Source organism: Paenibacillus sp. J2L1-98 (assembly GCF_056269405.1).
The window spans coordinates 540,792-565,500 of record NZ_JBWDNW010000001.1 but is presented as its reverse complement, the minus strand read 5'-3'; the positions used below and the strand labels follow the sequence as shown (position 1 = coordinate 565,500).

General features: G+C 47.3%; 20 protein-coding genes. 18 read left to right on the top strand and 2 right to left on the bottom strand.

Features of this window, described 5'->3' with window-relative positions; genetic code table 11:
* Positions 1-8: 8 nt before the first annotated feature.
* The 13 genes from AC0YNZ_RS02680 to AC0YNZ_RS02620 all read left to right on the top strand — a co-directional run bounded on the left by AC0YNZ_RS02680 (position 9) and on the right by AC0YNZ_RS02620 (position 13,701).
* On the top strand, positions 9-2,489 hold the full coding sequence (locus AC0YNZ_RS02680; RefSeq protein ID WP_475825141.1) for a carbohydrate-binding protein: 2,481 nt from the start codon (positions 9-11) through the stop codon (positions 2,487-2,489).
* Between the two features lie 468 nt (positions 2,490-2,957).
* Positions 2,958-3,983 (top strand): LacI family DNA-binding transcriptional regulator, encoded by a 1,026-nt coding sequence (locus AC0YNZ_RS02675; RefSeq protein WP_475825140.1) that lies wholly within the window; start codon positions 2,958-2,960, stop codon positions 3,981-3,983.
* Entirely contained in the window at positions 3,980-4,810 is an 831-nt protein-coding gene (locus AC0YNZ_RS02670) for a phosphorylase family protein (RefSeq protein ID WP_475825139.1), read from the top strand. The genes AC0YNZ_RS02675 and AC0YNZ_RS02670 overlap by 4 nt, the downstream gene beginning before the upstream one ends.
* A gap of 120 nt (positions 4,811-4,930) precedes the next feature.
* Positions 4,931-6,211: a sugar ABC transporter substrate-binding protein gene (locus AC0YNZ_RS02665; protein WP_475825138.1), complete on the top strand. Its 1,281-nt coding sequence runs from the start codon at positions 4,931-4,933 to the stop codon at positions 6,209-6,211.
* A gap of 222 nt (positions 6,212-6,433) precedes the next feature.
* Positions 6,434-7,648, top strand: coding sequence for a carbohydrate ABC transporter permease (locus AC0YNZ_RS02660; protein WP_475825137.1), 1,215 nt, complete (start codon positions 6,434-6,436; stop codon positions 7,646-7,648).
* Positions 7,649-8,482 carry a sugar ABC transporter permease gene (locus tag AC0YNZ_RS02655; RefSeq protein WP_475825136.1) on the top strand — a complete coding sequence of 278 codons (834 nt, stop codon included), beginning with the start codon at positions 7,649-7,651 and terminating at the stop codon, positions 8,480-8,482.
* Between the two features lie 51 nt (positions 8,483-8,533).
* Entirely contained in the window at positions 8,534-8,695 is a 162-nt protein-coding gene (locus tag AC0YNZ_RS02650) for a Rieske 2Fe-2S domain-containing protein (RefSeq protein WP_475825135.1), read from the top strand.
* Positions 8,629-8,874, top strand: a complete 246-nt coding sequence (locus AC0YNZ_RS02645; protein WP_475825528.1) for a hypothetical protein — start codon at positions 8,629-8,631, stop codon at positions 8,872-8,874. Before AC0YNZ_RS02650 ends, AC0YNZ_RS02645 begins: the two co-directional genes overlap by 67 nt.
* Positions 8,875-9,047: 173 nt before the next feature.
* Positions 9,048-9,797, top strand: coding sequence for a hypothetical protein (locus AC0YNZ_RS02640; RefSeq protein WP_475825134.1), 750 nt, complete (start codon positions 9,048-9,050; stop codon positions 9,795-9,797).
* A 205-nt stretch (positions 9,798-10,002) separates the two neighbouring features.
* Positions 10,003-11,592: a plastocyanin/azurin family copper-binding protein gene (locus AC0YNZ_RS02635; RefSeq protein ID WP_475825133.1), complete on the top strand. Its 1,590-nt coding sequence runs from the start codon at positions 10,003-10,005 to the stop codon at positions 11,590-11,592.
* A gap of 10 nt (positions 11,593-11,602) precedes the next feature.
* Entirely contained in the window at positions 11,603-12,289 is a 687-nt protein-coding gene (locus AC0YNZ_RS02630) for a cupredoxin domain-containing protein (protein ID WP_475825132.1), read from the top strand.
* A gap of 94 nt (positions 12,290-12,383) precedes the next feature.
* Positions 12,384-12,953 carry an RNA polymerase sigma factor gene (locus tag AC0YNZ_RS02625; protein WP_475825131.1) on the top strand — a complete coding sequence of 190 codons (570 nt, stop codon included), beginning with the start codon at positions 12,384-12,386 and terminating at the stop codon, positions 12,951-12,953.
* Position 12,954: 1 nt separating this feature from the next.
* The gene (locus AC0YNZ_RS02620) at positions 12,955-13,701 is read left to right on the top strand and encodes an anti-sigma factor (protein ID WP_475825130.1); all 747 of its coding nucleotides are present in this window, start codon (positions 12,955-12,957) and stop codon (positions 13,699-13,701) included.
* 24 nt (positions 13,702-13,725) lie between these two features.
* Here the strand turns inward: AC0YNZ_RS02620 and AC0YNZ_RS02615 are convergent, their stop codons facing one another.
* A complete protein-coding gene (locus AC0YNZ_RS02615; RefSeq protein ID WP_475825129.1) occupies positions 13,726-14,583 on the bottom strand; it encodes an SDR family oxidoreductase in 858 nt (285 codons plus the stop codon).
* Between the two features lie 277 nt (positions 14,584-14,860).
* Here AC0YNZ_RS02615 and AC0YNZ_RS02610 point away from each other — a divergent pair, with 277 nt between their 5' ends.
* From AC0YNZ_RS02610 to AC0YNZ_RS02590, 5 genes are all read left to right on the top strand, one after another.
* A complete protein-coding gene (locus AC0YNZ_RS02610; RefSeq protein ID WP_475825128.1) occupies positions 14,861-16,636 on the top strand; it encodes a cache domain-containing sensor histidine kinase in 1,776 nt (591 codons plus the stop codon).
* Positions 16,611-18,167 carry a response regulator gene (locus tag AC0YNZ_RS02605; protein ID WP_475825127.1) on the top strand — a complete coding sequence of 519 codons (1,557 nt, stop codon included), beginning with the start codon at positions 16,611-16,613 and terminating at the stop codon, positions 18,165-18,167. The genes AC0YNZ_RS02610 and AC0YNZ_RS02605 overlap by 26 nt, the downstream gene beginning before the upstream one ends.
* Positions 18,168-18,307: 140 nt before the next feature.
* Positions 18,308-19,633 carry an ABC transporter substrate-binding protein gene (locus tag AC0YNZ_RS02600; RefSeq protein WP_475825126.1) on the top strand — a complete coding sequence of 442 codons (1,326 nt, stop codon included), beginning with the start codon at positions 18,308-18,310 and terminating at the stop codon, positions 19,631-19,633.
* 144 nt (positions 19,634-19,777) lie between these two features.
* On the top strand, positions 19,778-20,671 hold the full coding sequence (locus AC0YNZ_RS02595) for a carbohydrate ABC transporter permease (protein WP_475825491.1): 894 nt from the start codon (positions 19,778-19,780) through the stop codon (positions 20,669-20,671).
* A 24-nt stretch (positions 20,672-20,695) separates the two neighbouring features.
* Positions 20,696-21,529: a carbohydrate ABC transporter permease gene (locus AC0YNZ_RS02590; protein ID WP_475825125.1), complete on the top strand. Its 834-nt coding sequence runs from the start codon at positions 20,696-20,698 to the stop codon at positions 21,527-21,529.
* A gap of 58 nt (positions 21,530-21,587) precedes the next feature.
* Here the strand turns inward: AC0YNZ_RS02590 and AC0YNZ_RS02585 are convergent, their stop codons facing one another.
* Positions 21,588-24,137 carry a glycoside hydrolase family 31 protein gene (locus AC0YNZ_RS02585; protein ID WP_475825124.1) on the bottom strand — a complete coding sequence of 850 codons (2,550 nt, stop codon included), beginning with the start codon at positions 24,135-24,137 and terminating at the stop codon, positions 21,588-21,590.
* Positions 24,138-24,709: the final 572 nt, after the last annotated feature.

Genomic DNA, 24,709 nt, shown 5'->3' with positions numbered 1-24,709 from the left:
TAGATGGTATGAAAAAAAGCTTTAGGTTTAATCGAAGCGTTGTTTTGACGTTCTTATTGGCATTTGTCGTCACATCAGTTTTAGTTCCGATCGGTAAAGTTGAAGGGGAAGGCTCTCTGCTAAAAACAGGGAATTATGTCTACAGTCATGCTCCTAACGGAGGGAACTCCCCCGACTGGAAGGGGACCGGGGTTGTATCCGTGACAAATGGCGTGTTGTTCGACGGAGCCCCGGCTTACGCTGGCTGGATGGGGAGCGCGACATCTCCCGCGACTGTTAATGTGGTTATTGACCTGATGAAGGACTACCCCTTGGACCAGATTCGCTTGGTGCTGAATTCACCCAACAAATATTGGGGATTTAAGGACATTACCGTAAAGTACCGTCCCGAGTCGGCGACGGGGTATTACATTGCAACCAGACACGTAAGAAAGGGGACCGATTTGAACTATTCGGTAACCGTTCCGATGTCAAACAAGACGGTCAGGTTTATCGTACTGAACATTAGGCGTACCCAAGCCTATCAACATATTCCGCTGACGGAAGTTGAGATTTATAAAGGTACGGGCGTTGAAGGGAAAAATCCGAAACCGGCTATTACCACGGAAGTATTGAAAGATGAGTTGAAGAAGGAGGCCTTGCTGACGGACAAGTTCGGTCAATGGATGAATGAAGCCTGGTCGGGAAAAGTTACATCCGCCGAGCAGCTGAGGATGGAATATGCGAATGAGGCCGTTGCCTTGGCGAATGTTTCGCTGGATCCCGCAAAATATGATCAATATGGAGGCATTAAAAGCTTAGGAAAGCAAGCAAGTACCGGGTACTTCAGGCTTCAAAAAATCAACGGCAAATGGTGGTTTATTACGCCGGAAGGATATCCTTTTATTGTTAAAGGAGTGGATGCAACCAGTTTATGGGAGTCCGGATATAAGACGCCTATCCTGAAACCGGACGGCACCTCCAAGCAGATTTTTGAGGAACTGCCCGACCGGACCGCTTACGCTCCCGCCTACACCAGAGATGACAACGGTGAATACGTCAGCTTCGTCGTCGCCAATGTCATGAAAAAATATGGAAGCGAATATGAGTCGAAATGGGAGGATATAACGAAGAAGCGTTTGATCCAGTGGGGCTTTAACACCTTCAGCAAGTGGACCAAACCGAAAAACATTACGTTTCCGTACATTCAAGTGCTGCATGACCCCTGGAATTTGAGAAGGATACAATGGACGTACGACGTTTTTGACCCGCAGAGCGGGCCCATCATCGAGAACACACTGAAGACACAGCTTCAAAATGCGAGATACAGCAAGTGGTTGATCGGCTATTCCTACGATAATGAAGCGGGTTGGAATGCCGATATCGTAACACAGGTGCTGACGTATTCTTCGGACTCTCCGGCAAAAAGCGCATTCGTGGATTTTCTTGCGCCAAGATATAACGGCAAACTCGACGCCGTCAACAAGATTCTGGGAACGAATGCTGCATCGTTTGACGCTTTGAAAGATATCCCGATCGATATCGCCAAAGTTCCCTCGGTCGATGTATCGGAATATATCAGGCTGGCATCCAGAACATACTATTCCATGATCAGGAACATTATCAAAAAATACGATCCGAGCCATTTGTTCCTGGGCACGTCTATCGTTCCTACCTGGCGAACCAGCTTGGATTGGGATCAAGCAGCTATGGAGTTTGTAGATGCCTTTTCCGTGGACAGTTATTCAAGAGATGCGAGTTGGATTTCCAGATACGAAGATTTCGGAAAGCCCCTGCTGAATCTGGAACATTCATTCGGCTCGTCCGAACGCGGACTTTCTTATATCAGTACGGCTACGATGACAACAAGCACAAGGGATAGAGGGCTGGCTTACCAAGCTTTTGCGGAAAGCCAGGCCGCGCATCCGTTGTTTGTCGGCTCAGGGTGGTATGCCTACTACGATCAGCCGGTTACCGGGCGTCCGGACGGCGAGAGCTACAACATCGGCCTGGTCAATCAGCAGGATCAGCCGTATTCGGATATGGTGAGCATCATGAAGACGGCACATGCCGGATTGGAAAATGTTCACCTCACCGGGGATGGCCTTTCGTTGAAAGTTCCTTCTCCAGTCAGGATAGAAGCCGAGAAGTACAGTTCGCAAATGGGGATTGCGAACCAGACTTTGTCGGAAACCGGGACAGGGCTGAAAATCGGTTCGTTGCAGTCTGGCGACTGGGCCGCTTACAGCAACAACAATCTTACGGGGATGAAAAGCATCGATTTCAGGGTCGCCTCTGCCGGTTCAGGTAAGATGAGGATACGGTTGGGAAGCTCTACGGGTACCATTATAGGCACGTTCAATGTCACTTCTACCGGGGGATGGCAGAACTGGATCACTTCCAATGTTCCGATCGCGCCAACCGTCGGAACGCAAAACATATACTTTACGTTTGAAGGTGTTGCGGGTCAGGAGATCGGCACCATCGATTATTTTGAAATCAAACCTTAATCAAACGAAATGCGAAATAAACGACTGTCCCGGCCGCTATGCCGGGGCTTTTTTTTTGCGCAACGGCGCTAAAGGATACCAAGTAAGTGGATGGATTTAATGTAAGGAAATATAACGTTTATTTTGATTAAAGAAAGGGAACTTAAGTGTAATCGGCCTTCATTACAATTAAACTTCAGACTTTACCCCATCTCATGTAATGTATAGTAACATAATAGTTCTAATTTTAATTAATTACATAAATTAATGTTAACTATATTGACATTGAAAATAAGTGATTGTATGATCGATATATCTATTAAAGATCGAAACGAGGGGTGATTGTAAAAGGGAAATCAGGATAATTTTTTTGCTTTTCAGGAAAAGGTTTTCCTAAAAGAAACAAGACTGGTTTGAGTAATCGTGTAATAGATATTTTTTTGATCTTTAGGAAAAGGTTTTCCTGAAATGAGAAATGGATGTGAAGGTATGAATATAACAATTAAAGATGTTGCCCTGAAGGCGAATGTATCAATTGCCACAGTATCGCGTGTGCTAAATAAGAGTAAACCGGTTAGCCAGGAGGTAAGAGAAAAAGTAATGAAGGTAGTGGAAGAGCTTGGCTTTAAGCCCAATCTTGTTGCACGCACTCTCATTATGAAGGAAAGTAAACTAATCGGTGTCCTCATTCCCGAAATAGACAATCCATTTATTTCGATTTTTGTTCAAGCAATTGAAGAGGAGTTTTTTAAACACAATTATACGACTCTACTCTGCAACACGAAGCGCGATTTGGATATAGAGCTTCATTATTTAAAGATCTTAAAAGAAAAATATGTGGATGGGGTTGTTCTGTTAACTTCCGTTCCTAAGCCACAACATATTGAATTTTTTGAGGACCATACCATTCCTGTTATTTTTGCAAGCCATACGGACAGTGAGGGCAGATTTTCCAGCATTAACATCGATGATTTACAGTCTACCTATGATGCAGCCCGTTTTCTTATTCAATCGGGACATCGTAAAATCGCTTTTTTCGGCGGGCCTATTGAATATTATCAGGTTTTACGGCGGCTGGAAGGATACAAGCAAGCCTTGGCTGATCACGGAATTGAATACGATGAGGAGTTATTTTATCCACAAGACTATGATATTAAATCCGGATATGAGAACGGGATGAAATTGTTCAGTAAGAAGGACTTGCCTACGGCAATCTGCTGCATAAGCGACATGGTAGCAATTGGGGCCATTCGAGCAGCAGAAGACAGCGGGCTTAGGGTGCCGGAAGATATTTCGGTCATGGGATTTGACGATATTCCGATTTCCGAAGCTTACCGTCCGGGCATCACGACAGTTCGTCAACCGGTCTATGAGCTCGGAGTACAAGCGGCACAAATGCTGCTCAAGCAGATTCAGCAGAAAGAAGGCTATTTGAAGGAAGCAAGAATTCTCCCGCACGAAATCATCGTAAGGGGGAGTTGTATGAATATAACAAAGAAGGGACTAACGATATGAATACAAAGATGACGAAGCCTGGGCCAGGGCATGCCCAAATCGCAATTATAGGAGGAACTTATCTTCAAAATATGATGCTGGAGTCCGGTCTCCTGGACGACCAATCTTTCACGGTCGAGACACCTTTCGGCCGCTCAGGCGAAATTTGGTGCGGCCGCTCGGGAACCACATCCTTTTATTATGTACATAATCATGGAGACGGAAAGTATGTGGAGACTTGGGTGGCGCTGTATCAATTAGGGGTGCGGGAGGCAATCGGCGGTGCGACAGCCGGCGCTATAAATCCAGCCATGAAAGTCCGTGATTTTGTCGTTCCCGACGATTTCATGGATTTCAACATCGACCGTCCCCGCTCGCTGCCGCAATCGATCTTCCATGAAGAAGGGATGATCCTGCCGCGTTATACGCCAGCTACCGATCCGCTGCTCGACGACATACTGGTCAGCGAGACGAAGAGCTGCCTGGAGCGGGATGATGCTCTTTCAGGTATCGATGTCCACAAGGGTGGCGTTGCCGTTCAGGCTGCTGCAGGGCGCTTTGAAACTCCCGCTGAGATCAGAATGTTTCAGAAGCTGGGCGGCGACTTCGTAACCATGAGCATTGGTACCGAGATCGCTTACTCCCGTATGGCTGGCATTCATTATTCGTGCTTAGTTATTATATCCAATCCGGCTGAAGGGATGGGTGAATGGAGGTTTGACAGCCTTCCGGATATCTATCAGACCTTGAACAAGGTGTCGCTCGACATTGTGGTTTCGTCGCTGCCCCGCATCGCGGGTTTGAAAGGGATGCCCCGAATTGGGGACGAACTCCGAGTCCATCCTTAAGTCACGGCTCGACAACCGAATTCATATTAGGAGGAGTTGCATGACAGTGAAAAACTGATTTTCCACAACTTGAACGATTTCGAATAGATGAGTAGAGACAAAAAAAGGAGAAGAGAGACCATGATGAAAAAATTGAGCCTTCTTTTACTTTCCATCGCATTGACCATCTCGCTGGCCGCATGCGGCAGCAAAACGGACACGGGTAATTCAAGCACTGGGACCGACGGTCAGAACGAAGCTGCCGCAACAGAAGAATTTACGCCTGAACCGGGTGCGGAACTGAAATGGTGGACGTATACGGATGACCAGAAAGCATTTGCCGATCATGCCGTGAAAGAATTTGAAACGAAATACAACATCAAGGTGAAAGTAGAAAATGTCGCGTACTGGGACAGTGTGGCCCGAATGTCGACGGACGGACCGGCAGGCACCGGCGCTGACGTATTCGGGCTTCAGAATGAAGCACTTTCTGAAGCAGTAAAAGCCGGCCTCGTGTTACCCAATGACTACTATGAAGAAGATACAAAGACGACGAACAGTAAGGAATCGATCGCTGCAGTAACGTTTGATGGCATGTTATATGGTTATCCTTGGAACGTTTACTCACTTTCCCTATATTACAATAAAGAGCTGGTAAAGGACGCCAAGCTGGAGACCTGGGACGATATCATTGTGTTTTCGAAAAGTTTTAACGATGTGCAAAACAACCGGTTCGGTTTCCTGTTTGATGGCAAAATTTCATTCTTTGATGTTGCCTTTATGACGGGGTATGGCGGTTATATATTCGGCAACGGTGAAACTGACCCGGCCGATATTGGCCTAAACAATGAAGGCTCTGTAAAAGGCATGGAATTTTTCAGATCGCTTAAAGAAATTATACCAATCAATTTGTCAGACATAACGGGAGACGTGAAATCAGGTTTGTGGGAACAAGGCAAAGTAGCGATTAACATGGATGGAAGCTGGAATATCGGGAAGTTCGGCGACCTTCCGTTTGAAGTAGGCGTTTTGTCAATGCCGAAGCTGCCGGGCGGCGAGGAGGCGAAACCTCTTGCAGGCTATACGTCGTATTATGTCAGCTCGTATTCGAAATATCCAAACGCTGCGAAAATATTCGCTCATTTCATTACGACAAAGGAAATGCAAATCAAAAACAATGAGCTGACCGGTGTCATTCCTGTAGCCAATGGAATCGAATCGGATATTCGCAAGGATGAAATCACTCAAGGATTCTTTAAACAAATCCAGAACAGCCACAGAGTTCCGAACCTGTACGAAACGAAATTCGTATGGCAAAACCTGGATCCCGCGGTGGATGCAATCTGGAACGGCGCTGATATCAAAACCACGCTGGACAAAGCTGCGGCAAAAATAAAGAGCAGCATTGAAAACCAGAAATAGTAGTCAATATTTTTCTTGAATAATGAAAGAGCAATCACCCGGATGTTTTTTCGGGTGATCCCATTTAACTGGAACTGGAGTTGGTATCAGATGAGGGAGCTGGTAATGGAAAATAAATATCATCGACAACCCGGTAGGTATAGCAAGATTGCCGCGATAATGTCCGCCCTAATTATGGGCTTAGGCCAACTTTATAACCGGCAGTATATAAAAGGTATTTTAATGCTGGCATGTTATGTCTTTGGGGTTTATACGGCCATAACGAAGCTGCCTCATGCGTTTTGGGGAGTCGTTACCCTTGGCGAAACCGAAACTCAGCTGAAAAAGGTAGGGAAATTATATAAGCAGGTTATGGGGGACCATTCGATTTATTTAATGATTGAAGGTCTGATTACCATATTTATAATGATCGTTCTTATTTGGCTGTATGTCCTCAGTATTAAGGACGCCTACCGGACCGGCAAACTCCGAGAAGAAGGCGTGAAGCCGAATACATTTAGACAAACAATGAACTTTGTCGCATCATACCGTTTTCCCCACATCGTACTGGCCATTCCAATGATCGGCGTTGTTTTCTTTACGATCATGCCGATCATATTTATGATTTTGGTTGCTTTTACCAACTTTACAAGAGATACAATGCCTCCGGCAAATTTAATTGATTGGCATGGATTTGAGACATTCAAAGATATTTTCCAGATCCAAACCTGGAGTCACACCTTTTACGGCATTATGTCATGGACCTTTATCTGGGCATTACTTACAACATTAACGGGTTACTTTGGCGGATTCGCCGTGGCTTTGTTTGTCGAGCAGAAAGGGATCCGGTTTAAAGCGTTTTGGAGGACGATCTTTATTCTGCCGTTTTCAATCCCGATGTTTGTCTCGACATTAATTCTGCGAAACATCTTTAACGGGCAATTCGGACCGGTCAACCAATATTTGAACTTGCTCGGATTTGAAAAAATTCCCTGGCTCTCCGATCCGCTATGGGCGAAAGTTACGCTTATACTCGTCAACTTCTGGTTAAGCTTTCCGGTTTCAATGTTGATGATCATCGGGATTCTCTCTACAATTCCGAAGGACATGTATGAAGCGGCGGATATCGATGGTGCGAACGGTTTTCAGAAAATTTGCCTGATCACATTTCCGTCGGTTATGTTTTCGATGGCTCCGCTGATTATTATGCAATTTGTCGGCAATATCAATAATTTTAATGTGGTATACCTGCTTACAGATGGACAGCCGGTCAATGAGGATTATCAATTTGCGGGGCATACCGACATTTTGATTTCATGGCTGTATAAGCTTTCGATGGAGCAAGGGCAGTACAACTTCGCCTCGGTAATCGGAATATTCATCTTTATCATACTGTCCGTATTTGCTATATGGAACGTACGCCGCACGAAAGCATTCAAAGAGGAGGACGCCATCTAAATGATACGTAAAACAAAAAGGTCGGTTTGGCTGACGTTCAGTTATATTGTACTTGTTTTAATTGCAGTCTTCTGTGTGTATCCTGCTCTTTGGGTGACGATATCTTCTTTGCGTACCGGCGATGCATTGTACAGCGATACTGTCATTCCGTCCGCACTTACGTTCGTACACTATTTAGACTTGTTTAAAAAATTTATGTTTGCCCAGTGGTACATGAACACCCTCAAAATAGCCTTGGCAAGCATGATAATCGGTACAGTTTTAACGCTGTTAACCGGTTATACCTTTTCGATGTTCCGATTCGCCGGAAGAAAAAACCTAATGAGCATCCTGCTGGTTCTTGGCTTATTTCCCGGATTTATGAGCATGATTGCCGTCTATATTTTGCTCAATCAGATGGATTTGCTTAATAAGCACGCCGCCATCATTATTGTGTATGCCGCGGGAGCCCCGTTGTTTTTCCTTTTCTCGAAAAGCTATTTCGACACGATTCCGAAAAGTCTTGTTGAGGCTGCACGAATTGACGGAGCGGGGCACCTGCCCATTTTCTTTCGGATTGTCATGCCGTTGTCAACCCCTCTTATTGTGTATACGGCGTTAATGACGTTCACTGGAGCGTTCACAGACTTTATTTTCGCGAAGCTGGTGCTGCGATCCCCTGAGAAAAAAACGCTTGCGGTCGGTTTGTTCGATATGATCGCCGGCCAGTTTGCGACCGAATTTACGACGTTTGCGGCAGGCTGCGTATTAACGGCGTTACCGATTACAATCGTATTTATCATTATGCAGCGCTTCTTGGTTGACGGTTTAACGGCTGGCGCTGATAAGGGATAAATTGCAACTAATTTTTACTGATTTATGAGGGATTAAAGCCTTTAAAGATTTATGCATACACCGGGGGCGTCTTTATCACTAGGCAAAGTGGTGGATGATTGTATCGTTTGTCCGTATCACGGATGGCGGTATGACGCAAAGGGGAAATGCGTCAAAATTCCTCAACAGCCTGCGGGGCAAGCCATTCTGCCGAAGTCCATGAAGGAATGCTGAACGACTCTAACTTTCCGGAAATACCCGATTATAGCGTGAATTGTGTAGAGAATCGCTATGTTTCCGATGAATTTGCCATATATGCTAATGCAGACGGGTCGGGAAACTATGAAACGATTTATTCGCAATTAGTATACGACAGCCTGGAACGTTCAGGTGTGTCGTTTTTTTGGGTTTAATAGGATCAAGCCTTTGGTTACTGCACGGAACAGGTAGAGAATGTTCTTTACCTCGATGTTTCGCTCTGTAAACTAAGCATGAATCTATTATTCTATAAAATCATCAGATGACTAGTTACGAATCATAGAGCTCATTCATATGTTGTAAGTAGCTTCTATGAGGAGGTAAAGCAATGCCAAAGGATAAGGAAAAGGAAGAAAAAAAATCTTCAGGTAACCGCTCAGGCGGCAAAAGCAGCGGAGGTAAAAGCGGCGGCAAACGTAAAGGCGGCAAAAGCGGTGGAGCCAAAAGCGGAGGCGGCCGTAAAGGCGGCAAAAGCGGCGGAAACAAAAGCGGAGGCGGCCGTAAAGGCGGCAAAAGCGGCGGAAACAAAAGCGGAGGCGGCCGTAAAGGCGGCAAAAGCGGCGGAGCCAAAAGCGGAGGCGGCCGTAAAGGCGGCAAAAGCGGCGGAGACAAAAGCAGAGGCGGCCGTAAAGGCGGCAAAAGCGGCGGAAACAAAAGCGGCGGCAAACGCACAGGAGGCAATCGCAGCGGAGGCAAAAGCGGCGGCAAACGCACAGGAGGCAACCGCAGCGGAGGCAAAAGCGGCGGCAAACGCACAGGAGGCAACCGCAGCGGAGGCAAAAGCGGCGGCAAACGCACAGGAGGCAACCGCAGCGGAGACAAAAGCAGAGGCGGCCGTACAGGCGGCAATCGCAGCGGAGGTAAAAGCGGCGGCAAACGCACAGGAGGCAACCGCAGCGGAGGCAAAAGCGGGGGCAACCGTACAGGAGGCAACCGCAGCGGAGGCAAAAGCAGGGGCAACCGTACAGGAGGCAACCGCAGCGGAGGCAAGGGCCCACGGGGTCCACTCGGACCGCTCGGCCGCAAGCATAATCAAACGGATCAATTTGATTCAAATTCGGACGACGATATCGAATAGTTTCATATGATGTTTACGATAGCAGTCTATTTCACTTCGGGGAAATGGGCTGCTTTTTGCTTATGATTTATTGGACTATCTTATTGACGGGTTAGTAAGTGGGGGTCCATCATTCGTCTCTTTCAAAAAAATAGATTTACAGATCAAACCAATTTGTCCTCCGAAGCGTTATCTCTAGTGAACAGAACTTAAGGAGGGTTAATTGATGCTAACAAGTTTGAAGAAAATGTTCTTAATTACTGCGATGTGCACGACACTCGCAGCTGTCCCGCTCGGCACTGCATCGGCAGACGCCACAGCCGCGATCGAATCCGATGCCGATACGGCGTCCGAGCTTGGCCTGCTTATTGGTGATGGCAATGGCATGAATGCTGCTTATTTGAACAAAGCATCGACTCGAATGCAGGCTGCAATCATCTCGCTCCGTCTCAATGGTAAACTAAAGGAAGCTCAGTCTTACACCGGCAAATCCAATTTCTCGGATGCTGCAAAGGTTAGTAAAGCGAACCAGTCCATTCTAGCCTATTTGAAGAATAAACCGGAATTAGGCTGGCAGGGCACGGGCAACAATCGATTTGATCCAAGCGCCGCAATCAGCTCCAAGCAATTTTACAAGGTAATCTTGGAGAACCTTGGCTACCAATCCGGATCAGACTTTACATACCAAGGAACAGAAGCATTCGCTGCCTCCCATGGCTTGAACCGGATTGCCGGTAAGGGGTCTTTACTTAATACCAGCTTGGCAACGGCGCTCATCGAAGCATTATCGGCCGAGACGAAGGGCGGAAAGGTGTTTTTCGATTCCCTGCAAGCCAGCGGCGTAATCGCTGCCGGGTCTTCGCTGCCGCAGGGCGAGCGAATCGAGCTTGGCAAAAACGACAAGCTGGGGACGTTTTTCACCGATAAAAACGGACGTACGCTTTATTTCTTTACGAAAGATGCGGAGAATGTGAATGCCTGCCAGGCGGATTGCTTGAAGAACTGGCCGGTCTATTATGATGAGCATCTACAAATACCTGCATCGCTTAATAAGGATGACTTCGCTGTTATTACCCGCACCGATGGTACGAAGCAGTTAACCTACAAAAATTGGCCTCTCTATTATTTTGTAAAGGATACCGCGGCCGGGGATATTGCCGGAGAAGGAGTGGGAGGCGTATGGTTTGCCGCGAAGTCGGATTATGCGGTCATGCTCGGTACCTCGAAGTCAGTAGGCAGCTACTTGACCGACGACTACGGCCGTACGCTTTATTATTTTGACAAAGACCCGTCCCAAACCAGCGTCTGCGAAGGCAATTGTCTAGTTAATTGGCCAGCCTATTCATTATCAGGCTCAAGCGTTCCATCCACGTTAAAAGGAAGTGACATAGGAACGATTACACGCTCGGATGGAAGTAAGCAAGCTGCATTTAAAGGGTTCCCGCTCTATTATTTTATCAAGGACAAGGAGCATGGAGATTTGAAAGGGCAGGGCGTCAACGATGTCTGGTTTACTGTTGATCCGGTGAAATTCAATGGAACGACAGCTTCAACTGTCATTGTTAAAACGTATAGCATTGACATCAAACAATTTTCATTCGGCAAGGAACCGCTCACTGTGGAAGCAGGCTCCAAAATTACCTTCACGAACTACGACGATATGAAGCATAATGCGGTAGCCGTGGACGGTTCATTCGCAACGCCGCTGCTAGCTAAAGGCGAATCGTACATGATAACTTTGGATAAACCCGGTACTGTTAATTTTTACTGTGAGCCCCATATGTCATTTATGACCGGGCAAATCATCGTAAAGTGAGTGTGCTGAAATGAGAAAAATATCCCGTATTTATGGATGGCCGCTTCTCGTCCTGCTGCTCTTATTGTTATCGGCCTGCGGTGCTTCGGCAAACGAACCGCCTGAGCACACAATGGATATGTCTGCTTCACCCGCTAGCTCTGATGCTGCCAATAATAGTGCGCAGGAGACGATGGATGCGAATCATTCCAGCTCTCCCTCTGCTAGTCCCGCGTCCGTTGTCTCCCCTTCGGACGAGCCGGATGCGACTGAGAAGCCCCGGGAGACGGATAAGCCGAAAATAACGCAGAAGCCTGCTGCAACGGAGAAAACGGTAGAAACCAAGCCGCCGACCAGTACGCCGCTGCCTAAATCTACGTCTACTCCCAAGCCTTCCAAAGCCCCGGCAAAGTCTGAGGGGCAGGGCGAGGGTAAAGACAAGGATCAGCCGACTGAAGCGGCGACCGTTCACACAGTTGAGATCTCGAATTTCGCGTTTTCACCGGACAAGCTCGAAATAAAGGAAGGCGATACCGTTACCTTTATCAATAAGGATGAGGTAGGACATACAGCAACTGCAGATAATGAAGACTTTGACACCGGCATTCTAGCTCAAAATGACAGTAAGAGGATTACCTTCTCTAAAGCGGGAGAGTTCAGCTACTATTGCGCTCCTCATCCCGGCATGAAAGGGACAATCGTCGTGAAGGAGAAATAAGTCGTCGTATTTATGAACGAAGGAGCAGCTGTTCACGGCTGCTTCTTCTTCTGATAAGATAGACAAAACAAGCCTGTCGTGGAGGCGCTATTCAATGCTTAATCTAACCGATCATGAACTCATGCAGCTCATTAGAAGCGGCAAACATCAAGCGCTATCCGTTCTTTATGACCGGTATGGCGCTTTGATTTATTCTTTTGCCATGAAGGCGGTCAGGGATGAGGCTGCCGCGAGAGATATTGCGCAGGCGGTCTTCATGCGTCTGTGGACAACGGAAGCGGAGTATAACCCGGAGAAGGGGCGTTTTACAAGCTGGCTGCTCACCTTAACTCGCAATATTACGACGGACCATATTCGAAAACAAAGAAGAAATGATTCCGGCCTTATACAAATAACGGAGGAACGATTTAATGAATTGCCGGATCAGATCGCACTCTCACCAGAGGAACATGCCGTTCGCCATTCTCTAAGAGAACAAATTCAGCAGGCGTGCATGCATTTATCTCATCCGCAGAAAACGCTGTTAGAGCATTTTTATTGGCAGGGCTACAGCCTCAGCGAGCTGGCGCAGCTGTATAATCAGCCTCTCGGAACGGTCAAGAACAGGCTCCATCAAACTTTGAAAATATTACGAAGGCATCTTGCGGCAAAGGGGGATCTATAAAATGAGTGACGAAACATATGGCAGTGAATGCGGCATCGTGCTTGACTATCTTTCCGGTGCTTGCACCGAGGAGGAAAGAGAGGCATTCGAGCGTCATTTGACTCATTGTAAATCCTGCAGAGAGGAGCTTGCCGCATTGCAAATCGTATGGGAGGCGCTCCCCTTGGATATAGAAAGAATTGAACCCCCGCAGGATTTGAAAGAGCAGATTATGTCCGCTGCCAGAAGGGTGCCAAGACGTCCCGCAACTTTCAGTAAAACCAACTGGAGGAAGCCTATTATAGCTGTGGCAGCGGCAGCGGTCATTTTTTTCAGCGGCTCGCTATGGCATAATCCCTTGATCAACAACCGGCAAACGAGTCCGCCATCCATCGAAAATGCCTTATTCGCTCCGGCTTCCCGGATTGTTCAAATTAACATGCTTAAGGCGGAATCGAGTGAGAAGGAGCGTGCGTATGGTGTCGCATGTATTGTTGACACGGGACAAAGCAAACAATTCGTTGTCTATGTGTTCGGAGCAAAGCCAACCAAAGATGAGCAGGCCTATCAGGTTTGGCTTCTCCGCGATGGCAGCCGAACGAGCGCCGGCACGTTCCGTGTAGACGAGAAGGGGATTGGCCTGCTCACGATGGCGATCAAATCAAACGAATTAAACTACGACCGTATCGGCATTACGCTGGAGCCGGACGACAAAGGCGATCAGCCGCGCGGTCCTAAAGCTTTTGGAACGGAAGCCGCCATTACCTGACCTCCCGGTTCAGGTCGTGTCTGCTTATCCCTTACCCTTTCGCGTCATTTCGGCCAGAACGTCCCATTGCTTATCGGTAACTGCGGATAAGCTGTTGAATTGGCCTGCGCCTTGCAGCCATTCTCCGCCGTCTATCGTTACGACTTCGCCGTTCACATAGGCTGCATAGTCAGAAATGAGATATGCGGCCAGATTGGCCAGTTCTTCCTTGTCGCCAACCCGCTTCAGGGGAACGCGTCCGACCATTTTCTCTTCCAGCTCGGGAGTAGGAGAGAGGCGTGACCATGCGCCTTCTGTCGGGAAGGGGCCTGGCGCAATGGCGACCTGACGGATTCCATAAGGCGCCCACTCGGCTGCGAGAGATCTGGTCAAAGCCAGTACGCCAGCCTTCGCAGCTGCGGACGGCACGACGTAACCTGAACCGGTAGAAGCATAGGTGGTGACGATGTTCAGCATGGTGCCGCCTTTTCCTTGCTCAATCCATCGCTTTCCGACCTCCAGCGTCGTATAAAAGGTGCCGTGCAGAACGATATTTAAGACCGCGTCCACCGCTCTCGGCGAGAGGCGTTCAGTCGGGCTGATGAAATTGCCGGCAGCATTGTTAACGAGTATATCGATATGTCCAAAATGATTCTCTACGGCTGCTATCAGATCGTGCACTTGAACCGGGTCACGCACATCACAGCTTTTGTAGAACACGCGGCTGGCCGCAAGGCTCATTTCTTCGGCTGCCTTTTCAAGCACGGCTTCCCGGCGGCTGGCAATAGCCAGACTAGCGCCAAGCGCTAAAAACTTTTCTCCCATGGCACGGCCGAGACCTGTCGCTCCGCCTGTAATGAGAATAACCTTCCCTTTCAAGAGATCCGTTGAAAAAGGTCCCATCCGTTCAGTCTCCTTTTGAAAAGCATTATTTTGGTTTTTTGCTGCCTAATGGCTGGAGCGATCTTAGTATATGATTGAGCTGTCGCAAGAATGAAAAAGCCTGCAAAGCAGCTTGAGCTGCTTTGTAGGCTTTTTCTTCTTTATAATCGGAAAAGCGAAAGGGACAAGCGGCCAATTGAGGCTGCTATTTTTTTGATCAGGACTATTGCAAGCGCTGTCATTATTTGAGTAATATAGAAGATCATCGACTAATGTTGATAAAACAGGAGGAAAAACGATGCGCTTTCGACATTTTCATTCCATTGTAGTTCAACTCTTTTTGCTCTGCTTTATCGGCATGACGCTGCCCGTACTCGTCATGGGTTTTTTATCTTATCACAAATCGTCCTCGATCGTGGAGGAACAGGTCAGCAAAGTGGCATCGCTTACGATTACGCAGGTCAGCGACAAGCTCAACCTGTATTTCAAGAAGCTTGACGATACGTCCATGATGGTTTTAAACAGTAAAGTGATCCACAATATTTTGAAAGAGCAGTCGAAAGAGAAGCTGTACGAAACGACGCTCAAAATTCAAGACGGAAAAGACGTTCTTACCTCCATCATGATTAATTCTCCAGAAATTCTCGATATATACATTTTTGATGTAAACCGCAACAATTCGGTCCTAAGCTCGTCATTGACGTCATTTTCGGATCAATGGGATTCCGAATGGTACAAAGCGATTTTGGACGCCAACGGCAATACCGTCTGGTTCGGACTCTCTCAAAGCTCTTACTTGAAGAAAACGGAAATGGGCTTTCCCGTATTCGGGCTTGGCCGCGCGATCCGAAGCTGGGAAACAGGCGAAGTGATAGGCGTCATGTTTATCGAAGTGATGGGGGAGGTGCTGATCGATGAGCTTAACCGCGTGCAGTTTGGCGATACGGGCTATATCTATGTCACGAATAACCAGAACCGTTATTTTTACCATCCGGACTCAAGCCAGTACGGCAAAGAATCGAAGCTGCCTCTTCCAACACAAGCGACGGAATATGAACTGGACCATAAAAGCACGCTGGTCATTCCCGAACGGCTGTATAACGGCTGGGATGTCGTCGGTGTCGTGCCCCTTGAGGAATTGACAGCCGATTCGGCCAGCATCCGGAACTTTACGATGTGGATTGCGCTGTTCTGTATTTTGTCCGCTATGGGGATGGGCTATTACGTTACGCGGAAAATAGGCAAGCCTTTAGTTTATTTGAGCCGTTTGATGCGTAAAGGAGAGGACGGGGACCTGACCGTGCGAAGCCGGAATGTCGGCCAGAACGAGATTGGGCAGCTTGGACGCAGCTTCAATAATATGATTGAACAAATCGGTCTGCTGATCGCCCGAATCGCCAAAGAGGAATCGGAGAAAAAGAAGGCGGAGGTTCGGGCGCTGCGCTATCAAATTAATCCGCACTTTCTTTATAACACGCTGAACTCGATAAAATGGATGGCAAAATTAAACCGTACGAACGATGTCGATAAAGCCGTTACCACGCTTGTGCAATTGCTGGAAGCGAGCCTTGAACGAAACGGCGTATTTATTCCGCTTGGCGAGGAGCTTGAGCTGCTTCAGAAGTATATGATCATTCAGGAATACCGGTATGACAACCATATTCGCTTAAATATCGTTTGCAGCGATGATCTGAAAAAAGTGCAAATTCCGCGGATGCTGCTCCAGCCGATCGTCGAAAACGCTATTTTCCATGGGATCGCCCCTAAGGATGCGGACGGATCGATTAACATCGTGGTAAAGCAAGCCGCTGCCGACATTATCATCCTGATCACCGACGACGGGGTTGGAATCGATGAGAGCAGGCTTCATCAGCTGCAGATGAACGAGAGCGGACGGAGCAATCAAGGAATGACCAACATCGGCTTGAATCACGTCCACCAGACGATCCAGCTTTATTACGGCAGCAAGTACGGCCTAAGTATCACGAGCGTTAAAAACGAAGGCACAGAGGTGCTGATTGCGATTTCCAAGTATAAGGAGGAGACATATGTACAGAGTGCTATTGGTGGATGATGAGAAATTGGCCCGGATCGGACTGCGCTCCACGTTCGATTGGGAGGAAAACGGATTCATCGTCGCAGGGGAAGCGTCGAACGGCCAAAATGCGATGAAATGGATTGAAAATCAAGAGGTTGATATATTGATTACCGATATTGCGATGCCCGTAATGGACGGTATTGAGCTAACGCGCAGGGCCAGACAGTTGTGCCCGTGGATCAAGGTGCTGCTGCTAAGCTGCCATAACGATTTCGAATTCGTGCGGGAAGGCATACGTCTGGGGGCAAGCGACTATATTTTGAAGCCGACGCTGACCTCGGATTTGCTCAAAGGTGTGCTGCTTCAAATGCGCCAAAAAATACAGGAAGAAAGCGAAAACAGAAAAATTGTAAAGCAGTTTGAAGTTCAACAGCAGGCTAACAAGCTGAAAATATTGGAGAAGGCATTTTGCAAGGCGCTCTGCGGCGACCGGGATGCACTCGAACGGCTGCAGTCGGAATGTCCGGAACAAAGCTACCTAGTTGCCGCTTTGGAGATCAATGTTTTCGGCAAATCGGATGCGGAAAGAAATGATCTGTTTACGGAGCAGGGGGAGACGCTCAAGCAGCATCTCTATCAGTCCTTAGGTTCCTTTGTTGCGGTCATGCTGCGTACGGGCCTGCTGCTGGCCGTGCTTCCTGCGCATGAATGCCATCATGCCAAACTAAACGGGCTCATCTCGCAGTATAGGCAGCATGCGGAGTCAAATGGTGTGCACGTTTCCGTTGGACTAAGCGGCGTTTATAGCAGCTATGATGTTCTTCGAGAAGCCTGTGAAGAAGCGGAGAGAGTGCTCGCGGGCGGTTTTTTCCGGGGACCGAACCGTTTGCTCGCTGCAGAAGAGCTGGCTGCTTCGGCATTGGCAGACCGCGAAGAATCATCAGCGGACTTGAGCGAGCTGAGAGAGTCGCTGACGATGGGCTATTCGTCCAAATCGGAACAAATGATAAACCAAATTATGGAGCAGTGGCAGCCGCAGTACCGGACGAAAGAGGAAGTGATGCTGGAGGCGGAGGAGCTGCTCAGTCTGTTTGTGTTAATAAAAGAAGCTGATTGTTCAATCGTCCGCAAAATCAGGGAGCTGAGAAGTTTCGTTTACGTTGCCGATGTCATTCATCATGTGAGAGCATGCTTCGGCGCAGTCGGGGCCGGCGACGATTCCGTGAAGCCGGATAAAACGCTGCATCAGAGAATTATTATGGAGGCTGCCGCTTATATCGAAAACCATTACAGAGAGCCCATCTCGCTGCAGCAAGTAGCGGATGCGGTTAACGTAAGCCGAAACTATTTCAGCGAAATGTTTAAACGTGTGACGGGTGAAAATTTTATTGATCATCTGATCGCCCTGCGCGTCAAGAGAGCCAAGGAGCTGCTGCAGGGATCTTCGCTCAAGGTGTATGAGGTAGCGGAGCAGTCCGGTTTCAACGACGTCAAGTATTTCAGCAAGCAGTTTAAGAAGATCGTAGGATTATCTCCGGCGGAATATCAGGGACTGCTGCGAAAGTGAAATAAAACGAAATGCGGAAAACAAGACACCCTTTCGGAACATAATCCGTTCAAACCTAAGTTAACGAAATACTATAATTAAAGCGTTTACAAATACTTTAGTGTTGTAAAAAACGAGAGTTTCGAGGGAGGAAAAAGAGAATGAAAAAACTTAAATGGTCTCTGCTCATCTTGATGATTACGGTGTCGGCGGTGCTTCAAGCCTGCGGTTCGGACGGCGGGACGAGCAGTGGAGCAGATGCGGGCAAAGGCGCCAAGGGGGATAAGGTCCAAATTAAATGGGCGACCTGGGGCAACCCGGGAGAATTGACAAGGTTCCAGGATTTCACCAAAGAATTTAATAAGAAGCACCCGGATATCGAAGCGGAATTAATCCCGATTCCAGGGGAATACGATCAGAAAATATTGACGCAGTTGAGCGGCGGAACGGCGCCCGATCTTTTTTATGCAGGGGATGCAACGATCGTCAAATTAATTGAAAACGGCAGCATCGAGGAGCTTACGCCTATGATGGATGCGGCGGACAGCGCAGTGAAGAAGGAGGATTTCTTCCCGGGTTTATGGGGGGCGGCGCTGCGCGACGGTAAAATTTACGGGGTTACGGTAGATAACAATCCGATGGTGCTCTGGTATAACAAGAAAGTGCTGAAGGATGCAGGCATTACGGAAATGCCCGCAGATCTGCAGGAAAAGGGGCAATGGAATTGGGATGCGTTCCAGGAAATGACCGACAAAATACGCGAAAGCGGCAAATACGGCTATGTGCTGGATAATGGCTGGAACAGCACGCACAGCTGGGTCACCTCAAATGGCGGAAAAGTGTATGACGACAACGGCAAATATGTAGGCTACTCGGATCCGAAAGCGATCGAAGCGTTTAGGTTCTTATATGACAATGTGAAGAGCGGGAACATTACGTTTGCCGGCACGCTGCCGAAGGGACAAGGCGGCGATGCGATGTTTATGTCCAATCAGGTCGGGTTTGTCGGCGCAGGCCGCTGGTACCTGCCTTTGTTCAAGAAAAACGCAAGCCTTGAGTATGACATCGTAACCTGGCCTACTAATACAGGCAACAAAATAGAGCCTGCCGGCATACCGACTGCCTTTATGGTACTGAATAAGGCATCGAAGCAAAAAGAAGCGGCATTTGCATTCCTCGCGGAATTCGTTAATGCGGATGGTCAAAAATACCGTCTTCAAGGAGGAGGCAATGCGGTGCCTTCCGTAGTCGGTGCGGACGAAGTGGTTCTGGAAGGAAATCTTCCTGAGCATTCACAGTTATTTTTGGATGCCCGTGAAGTTGGCTATGCTTTAACTCCGTTTGAAGCAGGCATTCCAGGTCTAAGCAATGACATCAATTCCCGTTTCGAGGCGCTTTGGCTGAAAAACGAGGATTTAGATACAGCAATGAAAGAGATCGAGCAATTAGCGAACAAGAAAATCGAGGAATATAAAAGTAAAAAATAAACAGGCCTTTAGGAACTAAAAAGGAAGGGGCTCGGACAACCCGATCGCCCCTTTGTTCTTAACAATAAGAAGAGAAAGGTGGGTTACGGGAATATGCAAACAGCCGAAAGAACAGGGCCCGCTCCGTCTTTAGACCGGATTAGTATGAAGCGCAGCTCCTTAAGTACAAAGACGGTGGATAGCATTTGGGGATATGTGTTCATTTTTCCGCAAATGGTCGGTTTGGTTATTTTTTCATTAATTCCGCTTATATTAGCCTTTACGCTCAGCTTAATGAGCTGGGACGGCTTCGGTGAACGATCCTTTGTTGGACTGGACAATTTTGTGGAACAGTTTAAAGACCCCGATTTCAGGATCGCGCTTGTTAACACGCTGTATTATACCATTCTTACGGTTCCAACCGGCATTCTTCTCGCTATGCTTGTCGCAATCGGCCTCAATAAAGTAAAAGGAAAAGTCCTTTACCGACTTATTTATTTTATGCCTAATATAACGATGTCCGTTGCAGTGGCTGTCGTCTTTATGTGGCTCTTTAATGCTGACTTCGGATTGATTAATCTATACTTAAAAGATTGGTTCGGCATTGAGGGACCCCGGTGGCTGACGGATACGCGGTTCGTTATGCCCTCCATTGCGCTGCTCAGCATATGGATGGGGCTGGGAGGCAGCATGGTGCTGTTTCTTGCGGGCCTGCAGGGGATTTCCGGCACTTATTACGAGGCTGCGCAAATCGACGGCGCGAGCAAATGGCAGCAGCTGAGGCATATTACGATTCCTTTATTGTCATCGACTACCTTCTTCGTTACCATCATGTCGGTGATCGGCTCTTTCCAGGTGTTCGACCAATCGTTTGTCATGACCTCGGGCGGTCCGGCAAAAGCGAGCTATACACTTGTATATCACATTTATGATTCGGCATTCGTCGATTTCACTTTCGGTAAAAGTACGTCGGCCGCAGTCACGCTGTTTGCGATGATTTTGTCGCTGACGTTGTTTCAGATGAAAATATCCAAGCGTTGGGTTCATTACGAAGAATAATAAGGAGAGGGAAGGAGAGAACCCATGAAATCTAAAGCGCTTCATCCGTCTAAAATTTTGCTGCATGCCGTGCTGATCATCGGTGCCTGCATTATGGGGCTTCCGTTCGTATGGATGATACTCAGCGCGCTCAAGGATTTGTCCCAAGTATTTGTCGTACCGCCGAAATGGATTCCCGAGCCGTTCGTCTGGACCAATTTCAAAGATTCGTTGACGGCATTGCCGTTCGGACGCGCGTATTTCAACAGCTTCTACATTAATGTTATTGTCGTCATATCGCAGCTGATCACATGCTCGATGGCGGCTTACGCCTTCGCCAAAATCCGGTTTCCCTTCCGCGAGCCGCTGTTTCTCTTGTTTCTTGCAACGATGATGGTTCCCGGACAAGTAACGATCATTCCGCTGTACTTGATGATGAAAAACTTCGGATGGCTCGATACGCATTATTCGATCATCGTGCCAGCTTCGCTGCTGAATGCATTTGGCGTTTTTCTGCTTCGTCAATTTTTTAAAGGCATCCCGAAGGATATGGAAGAAGCGGCTATTGTGGATGGCGCGAACCGCTTCACGATCTATTTGCGCATTATGCTACCGCTCGTCAAGCCTGCGCTTTCGGCGCTCGGAATATTTACGTTTCTCGGGATGTGGAACAACTTCTTTTATCCCCTTATCTTTCTTAACAGCCCGGAGCAGTTTACGGTACCTATGATGCTGAATCTATACCGCGGCATGTATGCGACGGACTGGACGCTCATGATGGCCGGCGCTACGATTGCGCTGCTTCCGGTGCTGGTCGTTTATATTATCGGCCAACGCTATATTATAGAGGGAGTGACGCTGTCCGGTATTAAAGGATAGAGCTTGCTAAAAACAAACGGGCTGAAGCCTAAGAGACTTCAACCCGTTTGTTTTTGTATTATTGAATTGTAACCTTACGGCTTTCGTTTACAGGGATTTTAACATAGAGAACTTTTTCTTCCGAATCGAAATAATAGCCTTTTTCTTGTTTGTTCAGCTCTTCGAAGCTGCCGGCTTGGTCGTATTTATTATTTGCGGATTTTACGTTTTCCGGCTTTTCGGCATTATGCAGTTTAAGCGTATAGGACTTAATGTCGGAGCTGTAGTTTTGAGATTTTTTGTCCTGCTCGAACGTGATGTGGTTACCCTTCTTCTCCAATTGGAATTCGGTAACATTGTACTCGCCTTTTTTGTAGTCCAATGTTTTGGCATCGTCCTCATAGAAGCTGTAACTAGCTTGTTTATTCAAGTAAGTGTCCAGAATCAAGTTTTCCAGCTTCTTCTCATCCGTATGCTGTTCAACTTCCTGACGAGGGATGATCGTGTCTGCTTTCACGAAGATCGGCAGCGTTCCAAGACCGGCATTTACCGTGATCGTTTGATTGCCGTTAAACTCTTTGCCTGTCCAATAGTCTACCCACTTGGTTCCTGCCGGCAGATACACTTGACGGCTCGTTTGACCCTGTTGCACAACAGGAGCCAGCATCATTGAATCGCCGAACATGAATTGGTCCTCGATATTGTATGTTTTCTCGTCGTCCTGGAATTGGTAAACAAGCGGCTGCTGAACCGGTTGTCCGTTTTCGGCCGATTTCTTAAATTGGTTGTACAAGTACGGCATCAGCTCATAACGCATCGAGATATATTTCCGGCTAATGTCTTCCACTTCTTTACCGAACTGCCAAGGCTCTTGTCCGCTGCCGAGACCTGATTTCGCGCTGTTATCGTAATGGTCGCGGGCAAACGGCAGGAAGGCGCCGACCTCGATCCATCTCGCAAACAATTCAGGGGTTGGGACATTGCCCGGCGATTTTGCAAAGCCGCCGATATCATTTCCGACAAACGGTACGCCGGACAATCCGACATTGGCATTCATCGGAATCGACATTTGCAAATGCTCCCAGTTACTTACGTTATCCCCGGTCCAAAGCGCCGCGTAGCGCTGAGTTCCAGCATACATATCCCGGGTCAATACAAACGGTCTTGTATTCGGTTTATGCTTTGCATATGCATTATAAGTTGCTTCGGCTTCATCGTGACCATACAGGTTATGGTATTCCGTATGCAGCTTCTTCTCTCCGTTATCGCCTTCAAACACGACGTCAAGCGGCATCGTATGGAAAGGACCGTTAAATACGGCAGGTTCATTCATGTCATTCCAAATGCCGTCAACGCCTTCATTCAGCAGTGTACCGAGACTGTCGGTCCACCATTCACGCACATCCTTCTTCAGGAAATTCGGGAAAGCGGAAGGTCCCGGCCATACTTCGCCGATGAACGTGGAGCCGTCGGGATTTTTTGCCCAGAAATCACGCTGAGTGCCTTCTTGATAAACGCTGTAGTTATCATCTTGTTTAACCGCCGGGTCATTGATTGTAATCGCGTGGAATCCTTGTCCCTTTAACGTCTTGAGCGCTTGTTTGTACTGCTCGTTCCATGTGAATACTCTGTAGCCATCCATGTAGTCGATGTCTAAGTGCATCGTATCCAACGGGATTTGTTTCTCACGGTAAGTATTGGCAACATCGACCAGCTCTTCAGGGGTATAGCCCCATTTACTTTGATGGAAGCCTAGCGACCACATCGGAGGCGTTTCCGATTTTCCCGTAAGCTCCGTATATTTATCGATAACATCTCCGATTTCCGGACCGTTGATAAAGTAATACGTCAGTTTGCCGCCGTTGGCATAGAAGTAGTAGTAGTCATCCTTTTCACTTGCCATTTCATAGTAGGAGCGATACGTATTGTCGAAGAAAATGCCGTATGCTTTTTTATTTTTTAATCCGAGGAAAAAGGGAATGGACGTGTACAGATATTTTGTATCCTTATTGTAGGAATAAGCATCCGTATTCCACATGCCAAGGCTTTTCCCGCGTTTGTTCAGCCCGCCGGACTGCTCGCCGAATCCGTAGAAGTTTTCTTCTTTGTCGGTTTTCTTGAAAACATACGGCTTTCCGTCTTCATAGCCTACGCCTTGTGCCGCGTCTTCATTGATGACATTGCCCTGCTTATCCAAAAATTTGATGCCAAAAGGACGTTTATTAATTTTGACTGTCAATTCGTCAGTAGCCAGCGTGATTTCGTTATTCGTCTCTTTTGTGTTAAAACGGGGGGTTTTCCAATTTTTCTTGGCAATCCCGGGGGAGACAAATTCGTCTTCTCCTTTTTTCAATACCGAGATTTTCGCCATATCTTCAGAAAAGAGGCGGATAAAGCTCTGATAATCTCCTAAATCCAGCTTCACACCATTTTCCAAAGCTTCTAACGACATGACGGACAATGACTGCAGATTTTGCTTGTTTAACGGGGTGTCCGCTTCAGGCTGCGTTTCGGCAAAAGCGACATCTGTCGGAAACACACCCGCTGCCGTTCCCGTCAGCAGACTGAAACACAGGATGGCTTGCGCCAACTTTTTCGACTTGCTCTTGGACTTCATTTTTTTTCTCATTTTCTTCTCTCTCCCACTCCGATTAGATTGGTAATCTGTAGTGCACACTACAAAATTAACAACTAAAAGTGGCATGAACAATGGGCAATGCCTCCTAAGATGCTGGCGGATGCGTTATCAATCAAGAGGAGAGAGCCCGCAAAACGGACCGGTAAAGAGAGCGGAAACAGCGCTGCTGCTCCATTTCAGCCTATTTTTGCTTCTCAGATCATGAAGGCGGACAGCGGTCATTTTTGTTGAATTTATGGATTTTATTGGAAAATGTGTAGTGCTATTGAATCAGGGACTATCAGTATTGCGCTCTTTATTATAAAAAGGTCAATCTTTTATTTAAATCTATTTCGTAAAATAGGACACGCTATTCCGATGTTTTTCGAAAAACGGGTTATTTTTCAGCTTATAGCCCCTTTTATTTCCATATAATTGAAGTTAAGCAGAGGGGTAAATTATTATTCACTTCCATAAAAAAAAGACACTTCAGCATTTTACACGTGCAAAAACGATACATTTCCCTATAAATGACATTGGTATAGCCTTTCTCATCTTGTACACTAATTAGATAAGAAACGAAC